Genomic DNA, 17,222 nt, shown 5'->3' with positions numbered 1-17,222 from the left:
TTGGAGAATATAAAAGATGTTTGAAGCCCTCTATGTAATAATAGGTCTGCTATTTGGCGCCATCGCTGTTTGGATTACAACTGTTAGCAATTTAAAAACTCAGCTTGAGAGTGAAACCATAAAATCAAACACTTTGATGAATGAAAATGCGGTTTTAAAAGAGCGTATAAACGGTATAAATGAGAAAAATCAGGAAAAGATAGAGCTGCTAGAAAAGAACAAAGAGCAGATGAAGCTTGAGTTTAAAGAGCTTGCAGATAAGATATTCGAATCCAACTCCCAAAAATTCTCTCTTCAAAATCAAGAAAGTATCAGCAGAGTGATAAATCCGATAAAAGAGCAGTTTAACGAATTTAAAAAACAGATAGATGATGTCTATATAAAAGAGGCAAAAGATCGCTCCATGCTTCAAGCGGAGATAAAAAGCATCAAAGAGATAAATCATCAGATGAGCAAAGATGCCAAAAATCTTACCAAAGCATTAAAAGGCGAGAGCAAAAAACAGGGTGTTTGGGGTGAGATGGTTTTAGAGAGCGTACTTGAACACTCAGGCCTTAGACTCGGTATTGAGTACGAACGAGAAGTCACTCTTGAACATAACAGCGACGGCAGCAGATACCGCCCCGATGTTGTAGTGCATCTTCCAGACAACAGAGATATTATTATTGATGCAAAAACTTCACTTAAAGCTTACGAGGAGTATACATCCTCTGAAAATGAAGAACAAAAAGAGCTCTTTGCCAATCATCATGTCGCTTCTATAAAAAAACATATAAAAGAGCTTAGCGAAAAGGATTATACAAACCTAAAGGGTATCCAAACACTTGATTTTATCTTTATGTTCGTACCGATTGAAAGTGCGCTGCTGATGGCTATGGAGTATGACGGTTCGCTATTTGACCAAGCCTTTAAGAAAAATGTTATTTTGGTTGGACCGACTACCTTAATGGTCTCTCTTCGCGCCGTTGAAAATACATGGAAATATGAGAATCAACAAAGAAATGCACAGGAGATAGCAAAAAGAGCCGGACTTTTATTTGATAAATTTTCAAGCTTCGTTGAGAGTTTTGAGAAGCTCGGAAAACAGATAGGAACTGCACAAAAAACATATGATGAGATATTTTCAAAAATGCACACGGGAGCAGGAAGTGTAACAAGCCAGTTTCAAAAGTTGGAAAAACTTGGTGCCGCTACCAGCAAAAGTTTGCCCGAACATATAGTAAGAGCACTTGAGGATTAAATCGCAATTATTATATAATTTGCAAAAAAAAGGAAAAATATATGCAGATGATTGAAGATTTAGAAGAAGAGCTCGAAGAAACACTTGCAAAGATAGATGATATCGCAGCAAAGGTCCAAAAAAAAGAGCTGGATGCATATGAAGGTTTTATGAAAACTGAAAAATATAAAAACAAAATAGTAGAAATTGGAAACAAACTTAAAGAAAAAGGCGTAGATATAACCAATCGTTAATAAATCATTAATATGAAATTAAATTATCGTTAACATCACTGATATATAATTTTACCAGCATCTATTAGAAGAGGAAATTATAATAAAATATGAAAACAAAAATTAAAATTTATCTAATCGCAATTTTTTTCTCTTTAACAATAGCAGACGCGCAGGATGTGGAACTATTATCCCCGCAAAAACAGGATATTTTGCATCAGCAGCAAAATAAGTACGAAGCTGAAAATGAAAAACTAAGAAACAACTGGATTGCACCGCTTAATCTGGGTGCTTCTTACAGTTACGACAAAAGCGCAAACGGCAATCACAGCGACACCAAAAAAGTTTCTGCATCCATAAATCAAGATATATTTCGCTCAGGGGGAATTATCTATCAAATCAGTTATGCCGATGCAAAAAAAAGAGCCGATGCGATTGAATTAAAACAAGAGATTGCAAATCTCAATGAAGAGCTCTTTAGTGCACTGCTCAATTATAAAAAAAGCAGATACGAGCTAAAGCAAAGCGGCAAAAAACTTGATAACTACGATATTGAAATCTTTATCAAACGCCAGCTTTATGATGTGGGAAAAGCTGATATAACTGAGCTTAATAATGCACTGATGGATAAAAGCGGCGAACAAAAAACATATGCCTCATTGGAGTATGAAATAGCTAAAGAGCGGCTTGAAATTGCAAAACTAAGTGATATAGATCCAGATAATTTTCCTCTTTACTCTTTTGATTTGGTTCAGGAGGATGCATATCTTCAAAACAATTTTGAAGTGCGCTATGCCCGTGCGCAGAGCCAAACATATGAAGAGCAGTATAATGTAACAAAGAGCAGCTATCTTCCTGCCGTTGCCGTTAATGCCGATGCGGGATATCTTAAATATGACCCAAAAGAGCTTTATGAGGGGTATGACGGCAATTTTTACACAGCAGGAGTTTCAATAAATATTCCGCTTACCTATAATGCTTCAGCCGCAAAAGAGGAGGCAAAAGCACTCTATCTAAAACAGAGTGCGGATGCGGCAGATAGGGCACGCAATGCAAAAGCATCCTATGCTCAATCTCTTGAGCTTATTGAGAGCTATCGCCGCTATATTGACATCAGTTTAAAAAACATAGTGCTTTATGATGAGTTAATAGAGACAACAAAAGCGGGAGTGGATGCCGGCTCAAAAACCGGATATGATCTTCAGACGCTTAAAAACACCAAAGCAATCGAAGAGTACACTATAAAAATAAATGAGATCAATATACAACTTGAACTGGCAAAACTTCACTTTGCCCTCAACACAAACAGGGAGATAAAATGAATCCTTCAACAGATGAGATAGAAAAAACACTTGGTCTTACTCAAGACTCTAAAAAATCATATAAAAAATATATTTGGATAATCTCTTTTTTTATACTTCTCTTTATTGGCATCTTTTTTTACAAATTTTATACTGATTCCGGTAATGAAGTGGTTTATAAAAGCGCGCCTGTAGAGCTAAAAACAATCACTACAACCGTCTTGGCAACCGGAAACCTTGAGCCTACAAACAGCGTTGATGTAGGAATTGAAGTATCAGGAACCATTAAAGAGGTTTTGGTGGATTACAACAGTCGTGTAAAGGTTGGAGAGATTATGGCGCGTCTTGACACTACAAAACTTGCTTCGGCGGTTGAGAGTTCAAAAGCGGCTCTTTTGCGATACAAAGCAAATGCCGCCGAAGCAAAGGCATCTCTTGTATATGCACAAAATGAGTGGGAGAGAGTTGATAAAATGTACACGGCGACAAAAGGCAACTATCCCTCAAAAAAAGAGGTTGACGAAGCATATGCTTCACTGCAAAAAGCAAAAGCTGTCCATGATGCCGCGCTGGCTCAAACCAGACAGGCATCCGCCGAACTTGCATCCAATGAAGATGATCTGCGCAAAGCAATTGTTGTCTCTCCGATAGATGGAATTGTACTGGATCGTAAGATAGAGCCCGGGCAAACTGTTGTTGCCTCCATGGAAACACCCATTCTTTTTACAATGGCAAAAGATTTAACAAAGATGAAAGTCATTTTAAGTGTAGATGAAGCGGACATAGGCGAGGTAAAAGAGGGACAAAAAGTTGAATTTAATGTCGATGCCTATCCTGAAAAAAAATTTCACGGTATTATCACTCAGATTCGCCTCAATTCTGAAATTATTAACGGAGTAGTTACCTACAACACTGTTGTTGAAGTAGATAACAGTGATCTTCTGCTGCATCCCGGCATGACTGTTTCAGCTTCTATTACTACCGCTATTTTAGATAGTGTATTGAGCGTGCCAAATGCGGCACTTCGCTTCACTCCTGCAGCCGAACAAAAAATCGGTAACAAAAGTATCCGCTCAAAAACACAAAGCGTGTGGATACTTCGTCAAAACGAACCACTTAAAGTAGAGGTAAAAACCGGCAAAAGCGACGGCACTTCAACATATATTACAGATACATCTTTAACAACGAATGACAGCGTACTTATCGGGATAGAAAAACAATGATAAAGCAAAAAAAACCTATCATTGAACTTCGCCAAACTGTCAAATCCTACGGAAAAGGAGAAGCAACGACTTATGCTCTTAGAGGAGTAGACCTTAAAATAGAACAAGGAGAGTTTGTTGCCATTATGGGTCCTAGCGGCTCTGGAAAATCAACCGCTATGAATATTATCGGCTGTCTTGATACTTCTAGTAGTGGCAACTATCTCTTTAACGGGGTTGAGGTCGGAATGCTTTCTCGTAATCAGCGTACACTATTGCGGCGAAATTATATAGGTTTTATTTTTCAGGGATTTAATCTGCTAGGAAAAACATCTGCAATTGAAAATGTGGAACTCCCGCTGCTATACCGCGGTCTGCCTGCCAAAAAAAGACATATCTTGGCAATGAAAGCTCTGCAAAGTGTGGGACTCGAACATGTAGCCCATCACACTCCGGGAGAACTCTCAGGCGGACAACAGCAACGCGTAGCAATTGCAAGAGCGATTGTAACCGATCCGCTGATTCTTTTAGCTGATGAACCGACAGGGAATCTCGATACCGTCAAAAGTATAGAGATTATGAATCTCTTGCAATCATTCAATAAAGAGAAGGGAATAACCATTATCATGGTAACACATGAAAATGAGATGGCGAAATATGCCTCGCGAACAATTCATTTTCGCGATGGAAAAATTGATGACGCAAACGGCATAAAGGAAATTTTATGATTTGGAACGCTTTTTTACTTGCTTTGCGCGAAATCCGCAGAAGTGTTATGCGCTCAACGCTTACAATACTAGGAGTTGTTATAGGCATAGCATCGGTTATTACCATGGTCATGCTGGGCGATGCGACAACCGCATATGTAACGCAAAGCATCTCAAAACTGGGCACAAATATGCTTATGGTGATACCTGGGCAAGAGCGTAAAGGACCTCCCAGCAGTGATCTTACAGCCAAAAAATTTACGCATAACGATGTTGAAGCATTAAAAAGAGAGATTGCTGAAGTACGCGGAGTAGCGCCTGTGGGATCAAGTACAATCCAAGCAGTATATGGCAATAAAAACTACTCAACAACCGTCGAGGGGAGCAATAATGACTACTTTATCGTTAAGGATTGGGTTTTTGCTTCGGGTAGAAACTTTAACGAGAGTGAACTCAGAGGAGGAAAAGCGGTATGTGTAATTGGGGCAACAGTTAAAAGAGAGCTTTTTGATGATCAAGATCCCATTGGAGCTGCTTTGCGACTCGAAAATTTTTCATGTGAAGTGATTGGAGAACTTGAGTCTAAAGGTGCGGCAATGTTTGGAATGGATCAAGATGATATTGTCGTTGTTCCGATTCGGATGTTTCAAAGGCGTATCAGCGGAAATCAGGATATCTCTCGAATTATGATTTCAGCAAGTGCGGCATCGGCTATCGAAGATGTTAAATCCTCTATCACTCTGCTTATGCAGGAGCGTCGTCGTATACAGGCGGGAGAGGAGAATGATTTCAATGTACATGATATGCGTGAAATGGTTCAAACTCTCTCTTCGACAACAAAGATGCTCACCATCTTACTTGGAGCCATTGCAGCAATCAGTCTGCTAGTGGGCGGCATAGGAATTATGAATATTATGCTTGTCTCCGTAACAGAGCGGACCCGTGAAATAGGGATACGGCTTGCAATAGGTGCAATGGAGCGGGAGGTTTTGCTGCAGTTTTTAGTCGAAGCCGTTGTTCTTGCATCTCTAGGAGGAATCATCGGTATCATCCTGGGAGTAAGTGTCGGCGTGGGCATCACTCTTTTTTTTGATCTTCCTTTGATTTTCAATACCTTTATTATTATCATTGCATTTCTTTTCTCTACATGCGTAGGAGTTGTTTTTGGTTACTTTCCGGCACGCAAAGCGGCACAGTTAAATCCTATCGATGCATTGCGATATGAGTAAATTTTTATATATCCATAAGCATTGATATTTTTATTTTCAGATTTTTCTTTAGAGATAGTTTTTATTCCTGTATAATTTCAAAAACAGATTAAAGGCTTTCTTATGGCAAAACATCCATCACTCTTAGAACAGTTCCGCTCTTTTTGTTTTCAAAACACTCCACAAGAGCTAGAGCAGGCAATAGAGTACTTCTCTGTATTTGGCGGAACGAGCTGGAGTGTTGACATGTCAAAGAGTCTTGATGAGTTAATAGAGAACAAAATTTTAAAAAATTACACCTATATCCACGGTGATATTACAAAAATCACTCGCAGCGACAAAACAAGCCACGCACTTTTAAGCGCGGCTGCAACGGGTGACGGACGAGTTCATTCCGCGCTAAAGAGAGCACGCATCTCAAGAGCTGAAGGCGAAGAGGCGATTGATGCGCTTTGCGCTAAAAATATCCTAAAGCGTGAATATTCGCTTGAGTCTCCGCCAAATGAGGATGAAAAGGTAGATGAAAAACTAAACTTTAGCACCCCTTTTATGCGTTTTTGGTTTGCTTTTGTCTCTCCATATTTTAAAACTATCAAAGATGGAGACTTTAAAGAGGCGATGGAATCGTTTGCAAACCGCAAGAGCGAATTTTACGAACTTACTTTTAAAAAATTCTCCCATGAGCTCATCAAAAAAAGCTTAAAAGATGACCCGATTATAGAGATAGGAAGCTACTGGGATAGAAATACACAAATCGATATCTTGGCAAAAACAAAGTCTGGAAAAGTCATTGCAGGAATATGCAAATACTCCAACCAAAAAGCAAAAAAGAGTGAGCTCGGCAAACTTCAAGAGCAGTGCCGCCAAGCTGAACTAACGCCTAACATCTATTTTATTGTCTCCAAAGGCGGTTTTTCAAATGAGCTAAAAGCCTTAAAGGGCGAAGATGTTAAACTATTTGCTCTAAAAAATTTTAAAACACTTATAGAAGACTTGAGCGAAAAAGATTTTATAGAGTGCTTAGGAAAAAAATATTAATAATTTAATCAATCTGCTAACCAAAAAAACTGCTCTTAAACGAGAGCATATAGAAAATATTTTAAAGCTTCTTGAGGAGGGTTCAACCATCCCTTTTATTGCCCGTTACCGCAAAGAGATGACGGGCGGAGCTGATGATGAAGTGCTTCGTGAGTTTGAGACTATCTACATAAGTGCCAAAAAACTACTTGAGCGAAAAGATGAAGTTTTAAGGCTTATTAGCGAAAGAGCGACCTTAACCGAAGCCGTCAAAAAGAGCATAGAAGAGGCTCAGAGCTTAAGAGTCTTAGAGGATATCTACCGTCCCTACAAAGAGAAGAAAAATTCCCGTGCGGCAACTGCCATAGAAAATGGTCTCTCTCCTCTTGCGGATATTTTAGAAAAAGCGCGGCTTAGCGAAGCCGAGTTCAAAACAAAAGCCAAAGAGTTTGTAAGAAGCGCTATTACATCTGTAGATGAAGCAGTGCAAGGAGCGCAGGATATTTTGGCAGAGCGATATGCAGATATGCCAAGAGAGCGTGAAGCAATAAGAAACAATATGCTGCGTCATGGAGTTTTAGAAATTAAAAAAACAAAAAGTTTTGATGAAAACGGACTCTTTAAAAACTTTGCGCAAAAAAGCGAAAAAGTAGCTTACATACCGTCTCATCGCTATCTTGCCGTAATGCGCGGGGTTAAAGAAAAAGAGCTGAGCGTAAAGATAACGATCGATACCGACTACATAGAAGCAAATATAAAGCAGTACAAGATACCGCGCAATGCTTCAAGCTCGAAAGAGCTGCTTTTTGAAGCCTACAGAGACGGACTAAAGAGGCTTCTGCTTCCATCCATTGAGCGAGAAGTTCAAGCCGAGCTAAAAGAGAGAGCCGACATAGCCGCAATTTCGGTCTTTGGAAAAAATCTAAACCAGCTTTTAATGACTCCACCTGTCACAAAAAGAGTAATACTAGGAGTAGACCCCGCTTTTAGAACAGGGTGCAAACTGGCTGTTATTGATGAAAACGGCAATTATCTTGAGTCATGCGTTATCTATCCGACCGAACCACAGAGGGATTATGAAAACTCCAAAAAGAAAGTACTTCTCCTAACAAACAAGTATACCATCACGGGCGCGGCTATCGGAAACGGAACAGGTTCAAGAGAGACGCAGGAGTTTTTTGCAAGGCTAAACAGAGATGAGAATGCAAAACTAAACTATACGGTTGTCTCCGAGGCCGGAGCCTCAGTCTACTCCGCTTCAAAGATAGCTTCGCAGGAGTATCCAAACCTTGATGTGACTATAAGAGGAGCAATCTCCATAGCTCAAAGGCTCCAAGACCCGATGGCAGCTCTTGTTAAAATAGACCCGAAATCTCTAGGCATCGGGCAGTATCAGCATGATGTTGATCAAAAACTTTTAGAGAAGAAACTTAGCGATGTTACGCAGGATCTTGTAAACCGCGTAGGTGTTGATATAAACTCCGCATCTCTCTCGCTTCTCTCTTATGTAGCAGGTGTGAGTGCAAAAGTAGCCCAAAACATTATCGCTTTTAGAGAAGAAAACGGTCCATTTGAGACAAAAGAGCAACTCTTAAAAGTAAAGGGTTTAGGTAAAAAAGCGTACGAGCAGGCTGTGGGATTTATCCGCATCAAAAATAGTAAAAACATTTTTGACAACAGCGGAATCCACCCTGAGAGTTACGAAGTTGCTAAAAAACTTCTCGGTTTGGATCTCGCAACTGTTAATGTTAAAGACAAAGCTGCCCAGCTGCATGTCGGGGAAGAGACGCTAAAAGACATTATAAAAGAGCTGCAAAAACCCGGTTTTGACCCAAGAGAAGAGTTGCCGCCTATCCCATTTAAAGAGGGCATAACGGATATTAAAATGCTGAGTGTAGGAAGTTTTGTCTCAGGGGTTGTTAGAAATATTGCTGATTTTGGGGCATTTGTGGACATTGGACTGAAAAATGACGGCATGATTCACATCTCAAAAATGAGCGTAACAAAAATTTCTCATCCGCTTGAAGTGCTATCACTAAATCAATACCTGCCTCAAATCGAGGTTGTATCAATAGATGAAGGAAAAGTCGGACTTAGTCTGATATAAAACACAATGAAACCAACACTATACTTTCTAAGATCTTCGGAGCAAAAAATCGCAACCGATATGCTCCACTACGCCTACCGTCTTGATGAAGTCGGCAAAACGCTCAAAGATGTCATGGAACTGGAAACTTACAGCAAATTTTACGGATTATCCTCCAAAGATTTAGGGCTTTACGCTTTGAGTGAACACAAAATTGCAGGCGCTGCATGGCTACGGTTGCTAAGGGAAGATGACAATGCAAACGGTTTTATAGATGAAAAAACGCCTGTTCTTACAATCGGGATAAAACCGGAATTTAGAGCTATAGGCATAGGTTCCGCAATGCTTGAACAGCTCTTTTTAGAAGCAGGTGCACTTTTTGAGTACATGAGCGTTAGTGTTTTAAAGAGTGGAAAAGCACTCAGTTTTTTTAAAAAGCATGGGTTTGTAGAGGTTGAAAACTCTTTTAGCAAGAGTCCAGTTGATGGAAGTGAAGTTGTAATTATGATAAAAGAGCTGCCAAAAGAGAGAGTCGTAAGACCAAGTGACGGCTACGACTCCCGTAAATGGATGGATTGAAATTTAGAAACGAAGCATTACACCTGCATAAAAACCTGAATAATCAATATCAAGTTTTGCATCTGCATCACTCTCGTCAATATCTATCTTTTGTGCTCTATAACCAACCTCTAAAGCGGGTTGAATAACAGGAAAAACATCTAAAGTATAATCAACTTTTGCTCTTATATCATAGACAGTAGAATCACCTGTAGTGATGTACTTTACATCTGCTTCAAGACCGATATCTGTAGATGGAATCTCAAATCTTCCTCTTGCATATAAAAGAGGAACAGGCAAAATAAAATCATCGCTATAGCCGGTAAATAAACCAACTGGAGCAACTGAATAGGAGACATCCATAATTTTAATATCAAGACCCAAATCAAGTGTAATCCAAGCAGTATTGTCTAAAATATTGTAGTATGGAATAATATCGTACTGTTTCATATCATATGATAATGAGGTTAAATCTGAACCGATGCTAAAATCTTTAAATGCTCCGCTTGCAGTACCACTGTCCTCTAGCGTTACATATTCAAGTCTAAGATTTGGCAAAACAGGAACAGGATGTTTTATATTAACCCAAAAATATAGCTCTGTGCTATCCCCCTCTTTTGAAGTATAAATACCATCTGCCCCGTTCTCGGTATATGTTACTTTCCCTTCAGGAGTTTGCATCCAAGCTCCCGCACCCACTTCAACCCTTGCAAAATCAGCCATAGCGCCGGAAGCCAAAACAGCCCCACATGCAAAAGTATATAAAACTTTTTTCATATAGTAAATCCTTATTTGTAAAATAGGATTATTGTATCAAAATTTTACTTGATTGATATAGGGCAAAAGCCCTATATTTAAGGAAAAAGGAGAAATATTATTATTTTACAGCAGCGATTGCAGCGTCGTAGTTTGGCTCTTCCGTAATTTCTGGAACGATCTCTTTATAAGTTACAATACCGTTTTCATCAATTACAAAGATTGCTCTACAAGTAACACCTGCAAGAACAGAACCGCCAAGAAGTACACCATAAGCGTTAGCAAAATCTTTGTTTCTAAAGTCAGATGCAACAGTTAGTTTGTCAATTCCCTCTGCAGCACAAAATCTTCCTGATGCAAATGGCAAGTCCATTGAGACAACAGTAGTTTTAACACCCTCTAATGAAGCTGCTTTTGCATTGAAGTTACGAGTCTCGGTAGCACATACGCCAGTGTCTAGTGAAGGAACAACGATTACTAACTGCTTCACGCCTTGCGCGCCACCAACTACCACATCACCTAAACCTTCTGAGTTTACAACTTTTACTTCTGGTGCCTTATCACCAACATTTACTTGATTTCCTAATAACTCTACTTCTGTACCTTTAAATTTTGTAGTTGCCATCCTGGCTCCTTTTTATTTTTAATATTTATATGAAGTAGTATATTTGAAATAGAATAATTTTGCTCTTAATTAGAAAAAAAGAGCATTATGCTAAGTAATTATTAAGTTAAATGACACTTTTGGGACAAACTTTTAACTCATCAAGCGAACTAAACATCTCTTTTTTATACATCTCAAGTGCAACTCTTCCTATCATTGCCGCGTTATCAGAACAGTATTTGAGTTCACTTAAGAGCAGTTTTGCCCCATAGAGCGCTAAAAGCTTCTCTATTTGCTCGCGCAGGTAGAGATTTGCACTTGCTCCGCCTACGATAGCAAAGTTTTTTGGAGTAGCTTCTTTAAAATACCTTTTCAACTTTTGAATAATATGTGCCGTGGCAATATGCTCAAAAGAAGCGGCTATATCTTTATAGTCACTCTCCTCTGCTTTTTCAACAGCAAGTCTGACAGAATTTTTTAATCCTGAATATGAAAAGGCGATAAGTGGAGATTGGTGAAGCGGAACGGTGAAATTGTATTTTTTTCTATCTCCATCTTTCGCCAACTCTTGTATTAACGGACCTCCAGGATAACCAAGATGCATCATTTTAGCTACTTTATCAAAACTCTCACCGAAACTATCATCCATGCTTTTTGCAACTGTTTTGATATTATCCAAAGATTTCACCTCCATAACCTGCGTATGCCCGCCTGAGACCAAAAGAACCGTCAAGGGAAAAATCGCCTCTTTTTCAATAAACAGAGAGTAGATATGCCCCACAAGGTGATTTACTCCGATTATCGGAATATTAAGCGCTATGGAGATGGCTTTTGCCATAACCACACCTTCAATAAGGGTAACCGTGAGTCCGGGCGAAGAGGTGACGGCAACCGCTTTTAAAGTTTTAAAATAGGGCTTGCAATCTTCTAAAATTTTAGGAAGAGCCTCTGCATGAAGTCTGGCTGCAAGCTCTGGGACAACCCCGCCGTAAACCGAGTGTTCTATCTCTTGGGATATCTTTTTATGAAAAATGAGTTTTTTTGTAGCTATCTCTGTTATCGCTATCGCACTGTCATCACACGAGCTCTCTATGCTTAAAATCATTCTACCCTCACAAAATTTCGAACTTCTTTATCTATAGCAAACACATCATCTACATTTTTTGGCTGTGCATCAAATTTCTCATACGCTTTTATGATATTTTTTGCTATATCCATAAAACCTATCTCTTTAGCTATAAACTTCTCTATAGCAACTTCATTTGCGGCATTTACAACTACTCCTCGAGAAGGATTTTGCAAAAGTTCCTCTTTTATCTCCCATACAGGATATCTCTCTACTGTTATTTCACGAAACTCCAAAGAGCCTACTTTTAACAGATCCACATGTGAGAGTATGTTTTCTTGCATCTTAGAATCAAGTGCGAAAGCGATAGGGAGCTGCATATTTGCATCAGCAAAATGTGCAGTTGTTGAACCGTCTTTAAAGTCGATAAGTGCATGAATAAGAGATTTTGTTTCGATAATCGCATCATATTTACCCTCTCCAAAGAGCCATCGTGCCTCTAAAAGTTCAAACATTTTATTTACCATAGTTGCACTGTCTATAGTAATTTTCTGTCCCATCGACCAATTTGGGTGTTTTTGAGTATCTGCCAAAGTAGCCCTTTGAAGCTTCTTTATATCCCAGTCTCGAAATGCCCCGCCGCTTGCCGTAATAATCATTTTCTCAACCGGCCTGTTTTGCAACAGATACCAAAGCCCAAAATGTTCGCTGTCTATAGGCTGGATTTTGGCTGTATCTATAAATGCTCCGCATGCTACTAGAGACTCTTTGTTTGCAAGAGCCACTCTTTTGTTGCATTTAAGAGCTGTAAGTGTTGGTCGAAGTCCCAAAAAGCCAACAAGCGCGTTTACAACCAAATCACTCTTTGAATCTTCTATAATCTTTAAAATAGCCTCTTCTCCGCACAAAACATTTGGGTGTTTTACTTTAAAAAGATCATCTTTGTTTGCGATAACAACCGTTTTTGGGTTGTGCTCTTGTATCTGTTTGTTTAATAACTCTATATTATTGCCGGCAACCAAAACCTCAATATCGATTGAAAATTTTTTGGCAACTTCTAGAGTATTGACTCCGATAGAACCTGTTGAACCAAGAACTATCAAACAAGTCCTCTTAAAAGCACAAGCATTACGATAGCGCCAAAAAGATAACCATCTATGCGGTCAAGCATTCCGCCGTGACCCGGTAAAATAGTTCCGCTGTCTTTAACACCGGCAGCTCTTTTTAGCGAGCTCTCAAACAGATCTCCAAAAATCGAACTCACTGCAACCATAAAAGAGATAATAAACGCAATACCCAAACTTACTACAGACAAGCCCACAAACATACCGCCGATTGTTGCAACCACTATGCCGCCGACAACACCCTCCATCGTTTTATTTGGAGAGGTCTTGCTAAAAGGAGTCTTTCCTATACTTTTGCCAACTGCATACGCTCCAACATCAGTCATAGCAACGACTACTAAAAGCCATAAAAGAGAGATTACGCCATACTCTTGATACATTGTCAAAATAAAAAGCATTCCTGCAGTCGGATAGATAAAAGGAAAAAAGTTTTTCCAAGTTATATCTCTGTTAAATGCAACAGCACTCGCGTACGCCACACCTGCCAAAACAAAAAGGTCATCACTGTAAGGATATATTCCGGCTAACAGCCAAATCCCCGCAGCAAAATATATCAAACTGCTGTTTTTTATATCAAACAATTTCATTGCTTCATTAAATGCCAAAAGATAAACAGCTCCCAGAAAAAGCCACATAAGCAGGAAGTTGTCTATAAAACCTATAATAAGCACTCCGGCAACAAGCGCCACTCCGGTTGTGATTCTCTCTTTAGAACTTGTAAATATACTCATTAAAATTCCTAATAAAATAGTAAAATTATTATAACCAATCACACTTTAATATCTGGTATATATATAAAAATTACTATATCTACTCCCTAGTATCAACCTCTATGGTCTTATATTTGTTGTAAAGCACATTAGCACCGTTTTGTATAGTTACTTCTCTTCGTGGAGTATAGTCAACCAAGTATCTGTCTTTTTGAAACATTGTAAAGTCTACGCACAATCTAGCCGCTCTCTCTATAACACTTAAAGGAACATTTTGTTTATCAGTTGTAATAATTACATGAGCGGATGGTCTCTCTTTCATATGAAGCCAGATATCTCTTGCGCGTGCTTTTTGAAGCAGTTCTATATTGCCTTTTTCATTTTTCCCAAGACTCACTTTATAACCCTCTATCCAAAAAGTCTCAATGGAATCATTGGTTTTTACCTTTTTAGCTTGTATGTTTTTTGGAAAAAGAAGTGCTATTTTTGCAACATCTTTTGCTTCTTGGACCGTATGGATAAAAAGTTTTATATGCTCTATTTTTGAAAGAAGAGAACTCTTTTCTATATGCAGATGAGAGGCTCTCTGTTTTGCTTTTTTACTTCTGCTAAAGAGTGAATTTGCCATCATAGAAACGGAAGAGAACTCTTTATGAAGCTCTATCTCAACTCTATTTCCATCATAATCTTCTAACTCTATAACTCTTTGATACGGCTTTACTTTATGCATATTTGCCAAAAGCAGATTTCCAAAATAGTTATATTTTGCCGCCTCAGTTTCAAGCTCTTTTTCATCATCTAACAAACTATATAGCTTCTCTAATTTTTTTAGTTTTTTATTTAAGAGTGCTATTTTTTGTTTCTTTAAAGAGGAGAGTTTATCCTCCATCTCTTTTTCGTACTCATTATATAAAAACTGCTCTACATCATCAATAGGATACTCTTTTGCAACAAAGGGGGCAGCAGGAACATCTAAAAGTTTTTGACCGACTCTTACTTCACGAAACGATGAAAAGATATCTACATGACGAAGCGCTTCAAGAACAATATTCTCTTCATCTAAGATAATTACATTTGTATATTTTCCGGTAAATTCAAATTGCAGATAGGTAATCTCCTCTTTATAAGCAGAAGCAACGGAGGTTTTAAAGCGTATAATCTTGTCGTTATTTAAAAGTTCTATATTTAAAATATTTGCACGATTAAACCGCTTTGCCAAAAGAACATCAAAAGGAGCGTTGTAAACTTTTGAACGAGGGTAAGAAGCGCACTTAAATATCCTGGAATTTGAGCGCTGCATCTCAAAATAGAGCTCGTCATCTCTGTCAAAAGCCACTTTGATAATAGTATCGCTTACTCTGTAAATTGCGGAAATTTTCAAAAATTTCTGTAAATAAGCAACGATTTGTTTAAGATGTGATAATTTCATAAAGAAATTTTATCATAGATAAAACAACTACGCTTGCAATAATATCTCAACCTTATTCAAAGGCAGCGGTTTTGAGTAGTAGTAGCCTTGAATGGAATCTATTTTGTTCTCTAACAAAAAGCTATGCTCCTCTTCTGTCTCCACACCCTCTGCAAGTACATGTATGCCAAGCTCATTTCCTAAAAAAATAGTTGTTTTTACAATAATTTGATTTTTTGGTTCGGTTTGAATACTCATAATAAAAGATCTATCAATTTTAAGCTTATCAATCGGAAGATTTTTCAGATAAGATAGGGAGGAATAACCGGTACCAAAATCATCCATTGAGATATAAAACCCAAGCGCTTTTATTTTTTGAAGCAGATTGATAACAAGATCCGGATTTTCCAAAACAGAACTCTCAGTAATCTCAAGTTCTATCCAGGATGCTTCACATCCGCTCTCTTGAAGCATACTTTTTAGAGTGTTTATAAAGTCAAGATGTGTAAGTTGGCGTGCAGATATATTAATAGACACTCTTCCTTTTGCTATTTTTTCGTCATGCCATTTTTTAGCAGTTTTAAAGCCTTTTCTCAATGCAAAATTTCCTATCTCAACTATCAAACCGCTTTTTTCTGCTACCGGTATAAAAAGATCCGGAGGTATCATCTTCCCTTTATGATTCCACCGTAAAAGAACTTCCATGCCGACTATAGTGCCTGTTTGTGCGTTGTTTTGAGGCTGGAAGTAGAGTTCAAACTCCCCCTTTTCAATTGCCTGTTTTAAGTTTGAGACTGTTTCCGCATAATAGACAGCATCTTTTTTAAATTGCAGATCATAAAAACTGTAACTGTTTTGAGTTGTTTTTTTAGCATTGTACATTGCGGCATCTGCCGCCTGATACATCTCTAGCATGGTTTTTGCATCATCTGGATAGATACAAATACCCGAACTTGCCGTAATATAAACATCTATTAAATCAATTATAAAAGGATTATTAAACTCATTGTACAGTTTTTGCATCAAAATTTCTATCTCTTTTTTATCATTTAAATCCACAACGATTCCAAACTCATCACCGCCCATACGAGCGATAAAGGCGGTGGAATCAAAGACCTTTTTAAGAACTTTTGATATTTCAATGAGAAGCTTGTCTCCAAAACGGTGACCGTATGAATCATTTACTATTTTAAACTCATCAAGATCAAGCAGTATAAGAGAAAATGAAATATGTTGAGAACACTTATTGATTAAAAATTCACTGATATGGAGTCTATTGGGCAAGGAAGTCACTTTGTCTTGATGTGAGAGCTTATAAAATTTATCTTTTGTTTCTATTAAAAAACGCTCGTGCTCTTTATGCTCAGTTATATCTCTGGATATTGCGAATGTTCCAAAAATTCTCTTTTGTTTATCTATAAGAGCGCCCTTGGTTGTTGAAAATACTTTCTCTATTCCGCCGGTTAATATATGCCTTTCATCTTTTTTGATTATTTTGCCGTTTTGAACAATCTCTTTATCTTCAGCTTTTATTTTTTCAGCGTCCTCAGATGTAAAGATCACTTCATCGCCCTTGCCCAAAATATTTTGTGCATCTAAATTTACCATTTTTGCCGCTGCATCGTTAAAAAGTATATATCTTCCATCTCTATCTTTTGCATAAATTGCATCAGGAGAGTTGTTGATTATCATATTTAAGAGCGTATCATATTTTGAGAGTTCTTCATGAGAATCTTTTAAACTCTCTCTTAACTTTTGCTTTTTCATAAGATATTCTAAATTTTTATTATATTGCAATCGCATAGTGTAAAAAAATTTATAAGTTACAAAAAACAAAATGACTGTAGTTACAAAAACAAAAAAAATACCTTTATATGTTTGCAGCATCGTGATTTCATCTAAATGTTCTATCATTAATATAATAGAATAATCTGATAAAACTATCCAGATTGTAGCAAATATAAAATAAACTATAGAGAGATAAAATGCACTTTTATAAGGATTTAGATTTTTGTTTTGCACT

At 37.9% G+C, this 17,222-nt stretch carries 16 protein-coding genes; 9 read left to right on the top strand and 7 right to left on the bottom strand.

Features of this window, described 5'->3' with window-relative positions:
- Positions 1 to 16 precede the first annotated feature (16 nt).
- The 9 genes from FJR47_RS00610 to FJR47_RS00570 all read left to right on the top strand — a co-directional run bounded on the left by FJR47_RS00610 (position 17) and on the right by FJR47_RS00570 (position 9,552).
- Positions 17 to 1,240 carry a DNA recombination protein RmuC gene (locus FJR47_RS00610; protein WP_152298567.1) on the top strand — a complete coding sequence of 408 codons (1,224 nt, stop codon included), beginning with the start codon at positions 17 to 19 and terminating at the stop codon, positions 1,238 to 1,240.
- A 41-nt stretch (positions 1,241 to 1,281) separates the two neighbouring features.
- Complete coding sequence (locus FJR47_RS00605; protein ID WP_152298566.1) at positions 1,282 to 1,473, top strand: hypothetical protein; 192 nt, start codon at positions 1,282 to 1,284, stop codon at positions 1,471 to 1,473.
- An 89-nt stretch (positions 1,474 to 1,562) separates the two neighbouring features.
- A complete protein-coding gene (locus tag FJR47_RS00600; RefSeq protein WP_152298565.1) occupies positions 1,563 to 2,774 on the top strand; it encodes a TolC family protein in 1,212 nt (403 codons plus the stop codon).
- Positions 2,771 to 3,976: an efflux RND transporter periplasmic adaptor subunit gene (locus tag FJR47_RS00595; protein WP_152298564.1), complete on the top strand. Its 1,206-nt coding sequence runs from the start codon at positions 2,771 to 2,773 to the stop codon at positions 3,974 to 3,976. The genes FJR47_RS00600 and FJR47_RS00595 overlap by 4 nt, the downstream gene beginning before the upstream one ends.
- Entirely contained in the window at positions 3,973 to 4,683 is a 711-nt protein-coding gene (locus FJR47_RS00590; RefSeq protein WP_152298563.1) for an ABC transporter ATP-binding protein, read from the top strand. Before FJR47_RS00595 ends, FJR47_RS00590 begins: the two co-directional genes overlap by 4 nt.
- On the top strand, positions 4,680 to 5,891 hold the full coding sequence (locus tag FJR47_RS00585) for an ABC transporter permease (RefSeq protein WP_152298562.1): 1,212 nt from the start codon (positions 4,680 to 4,682) through the stop codon (positions 5,889 to 5,891). Before FJR47_RS00590 ends, FJR47_RS00585 begins: the two co-directional genes overlap by 4 nt.
- 102 nt (positions 5,892 to 5,993) lie before the next feature.
- The gene (locus FJR47_RS00580; protein ID WP_152298561.1) at positions 5,994 to 6,908 is read left to right on the top strand and encodes a DUF234 domain-containing protein; all 915 of its coding nucleotides are present in this window, start codon (positions 5,994 to 5,996) and stop codon (positions 6,906 to 6,908) included.
- A complete protein-coding gene (locus tag FJR47_RS00575) occupies positions 6,904 to 8,994 on the top strand; it encodes a helix-hairpin-helix domain-containing protein (protein WP_152298560.1) in 2,091 nt (696 codons plus the stop codon). Before FJR47_RS00580 ends, FJR47_RS00575 begins: the two co-directional genes overlap by 5 nt.
- A gap of 6 nt (positions 8,995 to 9,000) precedes the next feature.
- Complete coding sequence (locus FJR47_RS00570; RefSeq protein ID WP_188093726.1) at positions 9,001 to 9,552, top strand: GNAT family N-acetyltransferase; 552 nt, start codon at positions 9,001 to 9,003, stop codon at positions 9,550 to 9,552.
- A gap of 3 nt (positions 9,553 to 9,555) precedes the next feature.
- On the opposite strand, the gene FJR47_RS00565 is transcribed toward FJR47_RS00570, so the two are convergent.
- The 7 genes from FJR47_RS00565 to FJR47_RS00535 form a co-directional block, all read right to left on the bottom strand.
- Positions 9,556 to 10,308: a TIGR04219 family outer membrane beta-barrel protein gene (locus FJR47_RS00565; protein WP_152298559.1), complete on the bottom strand. Its 753-nt coding sequence runs from the start codon at positions 10,306 to 10,308 to the stop codon at positions 9,556 to 9,558.
- Between the two features lie 100 nt (positions 10,309 to 10,408).
- Positions 10,409 to 10,912, bottom strand: a complete 504-nt coding sequence (tpx, locus tag FJR47_RS00560) for a thiol peroxidase (RefSeq protein ID WP_152298558.1) — start codon at positions 10,910 to 10,912, stop codon at positions 10,409 to 10,411.
- A 106-nt stretch (positions 10,913 to 11,018) separates the two neighbouring features.
- Positions 11,019 to 11,996, bottom strand: a complete 978-nt coding sequence (gene tsaD / locus FJR47_RS00555) for a tRNA (adenosine(37)-N6)-threonylcarbamoyltransferase complex transferase subunit TsaD (protein WP_152298557.1) — start codon at positions 11,994 to 11,996, stop codon at positions 11,019 to 11,021.
- On the bottom strand, positions 11,993 to 13,060 hold the full coding sequence (dxr, locus tag FJR47_RS00550; RefSeq protein WP_152298556.1) for a 1-deoxy-D-xylulose-5-phosphate reductoisomerase: 1,068 nt from the start codon (positions 13,058 to 13,060) through the stop codon (positions 11,993 to 11,995). The genes tsaD and dxr overlap by 4 nt, the downstream gene beginning before the upstream one ends.
- A complete protein-coding gene (locus FJR47_RS00545) occupies positions 13,057 to 13,812 on the bottom strand; it encodes a phosphatidate cytidylyltransferase (RefSeq protein ID WP_152298555.1) in 756 nt (251 codons plus the stop codon). The genes dxr and FJR47_RS00545 overlap by 4 nt, the downstream gene beginning before the upstream one ends.
- 79 nt (positions 13,813 to 13,891) lie before the next feature.
- Entirely contained in the window at positions 13,892 to 15,172 is a 1,281-nt protein-coding gene (locus FJR47_RS00540; protein WP_241855406.1) for an NFACT family protein, read from the bottom strand.
- Positions 15,173 to 15,247: 75 nt separating this feature from the next.
- Positions 15,248 to 17,221: a putative bifunctional diguanylate cyclase/phosphodiesterase gene (locus tag FJR47_RS00535; protein WP_152298553.1), complete on the bottom strand. Its 1,974-nt coding sequence runs from the start codon at positions 17,219 to 17,221 to the stop codon at positions 15,248 to 15,250.
- Between the last annotated feature and the right edge of the window lies 1 nt (position 17,222).

The organism is Sulfurimonas xiamenensis, from assembly GCF_009258045.1.
In the GTDB taxonomy this organism is placed as follows: Bacteria; Campylobacterota; Campylobacteria; order Campylobacterales; family Sulfurimonadaceae; genus Sulfurimonas; species Sulfurimonas xiamenensis.
Note: the sequence above shows the minus strand (reverse complement) of the source record. Positions and strands in the feature narration are given on the sequence as shown.